Genomic DNA, 4,192 nt, shown 5'->3' on the forward strand with positions numbered 1-4,192 from the left:
TCCGGGGTCGCGGCGCCGGGCGGTGCGAAGGCGGTCGCCGAGGGCTGCTCCGGCGCCGAGGTGGTGCGTTCCCCGCCGCCGCGGTGTGGTTGTCATCGGACCCGGACGTCGCCACCAATCCGATGATCACGGCGACGACGAGGACGGCGGCAGCGGCGGCCGCCCAGATCCGCCGGTCGCGCAGCGGGCCCGGCTTCGGTTGCGGCGCGGGTGTTCTCGCGGTGGATCCGCCTGCGACGGCGGCGGCACCGGCCGCCGCGGTGGTCTTCTCGGGAGCCGCCAGCACCGTGGTCGCGGCGGCGTCGGCGCCCGGTTGCGGGAGCACCTTGGTGGCCGCGGGGACCAACGCCGCCGATCGGCCGTCGGCGACGGCCTCGAGCGCCTGTTGGGCTTCCCGCATGGTGGGCCGGTCGGCGCCGTCGGCGGCCAGCAGGCTCATCAGCACCGGGCCCAGCGATTCGGCGCGCTTCGGCTCGGGCACCTTGGCACTGACCACCGAATGCAGCACCGCCAGCGGGTTGTCCCCCTCGCCGAACGGAGGCGCGCCCTCGACCGCGGCATACAGCGTCGACCCCAGCGCGAACACATCGGATGACGGTTCCGGATCCTCACCGCGCGCGATCTCCGGCGACAGATACGCCGGGGTGCCGGCCAGGAATCCGGTCGAGGTGACCGTGACGTCACCGACGGCGCGCGAGATGCCGAAGTCGGTGATCTTCACCGTCCCATTGTCGGCGACGAGGATGTTCGCGGGCTTCACGTCCCGATGCACGATGCCGGCGTCGTGCGCGGCGGCGAGCGCCGCGGCGACCTTCGCCCCGATCCGGGCCACTTCACGCGGTTCGAGCGGGCCTTTGTCGCGCATCAGCGCCGCCAGGCTCTGCGCGTCGACGTACTCCATCACCAGCCAGGGCTGGCCGTCCTCCTCCGCGACGTCGAAGACGGTGACCGCGTTCTGGTGGTGCAGCCGTGCCGCGATGCGTCCCTCCCGCATGGCGCGCATCTTCGCTTCGAGCGCCTGCGCCTTGGTCAGTCCGGGCGCCAGCAGCAGCTGCTTGACCGCGACGGTGCGCCGCAGCCGAACGTCACTGGCGCGCCACACCACGCCCATGGCTCCGCTGCCGATGGGATCGGCCAGTCGGTACCGCCCGGCGATCAGCCGATCTGAAGTCATGGTGTCGAACCCCTCCTGCGCTCACACGCCGAGCACCCCACCACTATGTGTGACGCACGGAAACGCTAAAAGTTTACGCGTTGAAGTACTTGGCTTCCGGATGCAGCAGAACGAAGGCGTCGGTCGACTGTTCCGGATGCAGCTGCAACTCCTCCGACAGCGATACACCGATCCGGTCCGCCTCGAGCAGCGACACCAGTTTCGCGCGGTCCTCGAGTTCGGGGCAGGCGCCGTAACCGAAGGAGTAGCGTGCGCCACGGTAGCCGAGTTTGAAGTAATCCGTCACCTCGGCGGGGTCCTCGTCGGCGACCGAATGCCCTTCCAGCACAAGCTCTTCCCGGATCCGGCGATGCCAGTATTCGGCCAGCGCCTCGGTGAGCTGCACCCCGATGCCGTGCACCTCGAGGTAGTCGCGGTAGTTGTTCGCCGCGAACAGCTCGTTGGCGAAGTCGGCGATCGGCTGCCCCATGGTGACCAGCTGGAAAGGCAGAACGTCGACCTGGCCGCGCTCGGTGGCCAGCTTCCGCGAGCGCACGAAGTCGGCGATGCACAGGAACCGGTCGCGCTGCTGACGCGGGAAGGTGAACCGATACCGTTGCGGCGCAGTGGGATCCGGTTCGGTGAGAACGATCACGTCGTCGCCCTCGGACACGGCCGGGAAGTAGCCGTAGACCACCGCCGCGTGCTGCAGCACTCCCTCGGTGGACAACCGGTCCAGCCAGTACCGCAGCCGCGGGCGGCCGTCGGATTCGACCAGATCCTCGTAGCTCGGCCCCTCATCGCCGCGCTGTCCACGCAGACCCCACTGGCCCAGGAACAGCGCGCGCTCGTCGAGCAGGCTCGAGTATTCGCCCACCGCAAGGCCTTTGATCACCCGGGTGCCCCAGAACGGCGGCACCGGCACCGGCAGGTCGGCGGCCACGTCCGAGCGCTCGGGCACCTCGACGGGTGTCTCCTTGGCGCGCCGTTCGGCCGCGATGCGCTTGGACCGCTCGTGACGGGCCTTGCGCTCGGCGGCCTTGGCGCGTTCGGCCTCGGCCTCGGGGCTGTCCGGATCGACCGCGCCGCCGCGCTTGCGGGTCATGATGTCGTCCATCAGGCGCAGGCCCTCGAACGCGTCGCGGGCGTAGTGCACATCGCCGGCGTAGACGTCGGTGAGATCGTTCTCGACGTAGGAGCGGGTCAGCGCGGCGCCGCCCAACAGCACCGGGAACTGGTCGGCGACCCCGCGGGTGTTCATCTCCTCGAGGTTCTCCTTCATCACCACCGTCGACTTGACCAGCAGGCCCGACATGCCGATCACATCGGCCTTCTTGTCGGTGGCCGCGTCCAGAATCGCCGAAATCGGTTGTTTGATACCGAGATTGACGACCTCGTAGCCGTTGTTGGACAGGATGATGTCGACCAGGTTCTTGCCGATGTCGTGCACATCGCCCTTGACCGTCGCCAGCACGATGCGGCCCTTGCCCGAATCGTCCGTGGCCTCCATATGCGGTTCCAGGTGCGCCACCGCGGTCTTCATGACCTCTGCGGACTGCAGCACGAACGGCAACTGCATCTGCCCCGATCCGAACAGCTCACCGACAGTCTTCATCCCCGCGAGCAGGGTTTCGTTGATGATCTGCAGCGGCGGCACTTCCCGCATCGCCGCGTCCAGATCGTCCTCGAGGCCGTTGCGGTCGCCGTCGACGATGCGCCGCTCCAGGCGTTCGAACAGCGGCAGCGCGGCCAGTTCGTCGGCGCGCGAGGCCTTCGCCGAGGCCGCCGAGACGCCCTCGAACATGGCCATCAGCGTCTGCAGCGGGTCGTAACCCTCGCGGCGGCGGTCGTAGATCAGATCCAGCGCCGCGGTGCGCTGATCCTCCGGGATCCGGCTCATCGGCAGGATCTTGGAGGCGTGCACGATCGCCGAATCCAGCCCGGCTTCCACACATTCGTGCATGAACACCGAGTTCAGCACCTGCCGGGCGGCGGGGTTGAGGCCGAAGGAGATGTTCGACAGGCCGAGGGTGGTCTGCACCTGCGGGTGCCGCCGTTTGAGCTCGCGGATGCCCTCGATGGTCTCGATGCCGTCGCGACGCGATTCCTCCTGCCCGGTACCCAGGGTGAAGGTCAGGCAGTCGACGATGATGTCGCTCTCGGCCAGCCCCCAGTTGCCGGTGATGTCGGCGATCAGCCGCTCGGCGATCTCCACCTTGTGCTCCGCCGTGCGGGCCTGGCCGTTCTCGTCGATGGTCAGCGCCACCACGGCGGCGCCGTGCTCGGCGACCAGGCGCATGATCTGCTGGAAGCGCGAATCGGGCCCGGCGCCGTCCTCGTAGTTCACCGAGTTGACCGCGCACCGCCCGCCCAGATGTTCCAGACCGGCCTGCAGCACCGGCGGCTCGGTGGAGTCGAGCATGATCGGCAGCGTCGAGGCGGTGGCGAGCCGGCCCGCCAGCTCCGCCATGTCGACGCTGCCGTCGCGGCCGACGTAGTCGACACACAGATCCAGCATGTGCGCGCCGTCGCGGGTCTGGTCCTTGGCGATGTCGAGGCATTTCTGCCAGTCGCCGGCCAGCATCGCCTCACGGAAAGCCTTGGAGCCGTTGGCGTTGGTGCGCTCGCCGATCATCATGATCGAGGCGTCCTGTTCGAACGGCACCGAGGTGTACATCGACGACACACTCGGCTCGTGCTCCGGATTGCGCTGGACCGGAGCCACATTCGCGACCGCGTCGGCGACCTCGCGGATGTGCTGCGGGGTGGTGCCACAGCAGCCGCCGACCAGCGCGAGGCCGAATTCGGTGACGAAGCCGTGCAGCGCGCTCGCCAATTCGCCCGGGGTGAGCGGATATTCGGCGCCGTTGGCCCCCAGCACCGGCAGCCCCGCATTCGGCATCACCGACACCGGCAGCTGGGCGTGCTTGGACAGATGGCGCAGATGTTCGCTCATCTCGTCCGGGCCGGTGGCGCAATTGAGACCGATCATGTCGACACCGAGCGGTTCGATCGCGGTCAGCGCCGCGCCGATCTCAC

General features: G+C 68.7%; 2 protein-coding genes. Both read right to left on the reverse strand.

What is annotated here, in order from left to right; all coding sequences use genetic code 11:
- On the reverse strand, nucleotides 1-1,174 hold a 1,174-nt coding region (locus RJ03_RS13340; RefSeq protein WP_157163413.1), incomplete at its 3' end, for a serine/threonine-protein kinase.
- Nucleotides 1,175-1,247: 73 nt separating this feature from the next.
- The coding region (metH, locus tag RJ03_RS13345; protein WP_036501844.1) for a methionine synthase at nucleotides 1,248-4,192 on the reverse strand (2,945 nt) is incomplete at its 5' end.

This window comes from Nocardia aobensis NBRC 100429 (assembly GCF_000308375.1).
GTDB lineage: Bacteria > Actinomycetota > Actinomycetes > Mycobacteriales > Mycobacteriaceae > Nocardia > Nocardia aobensis.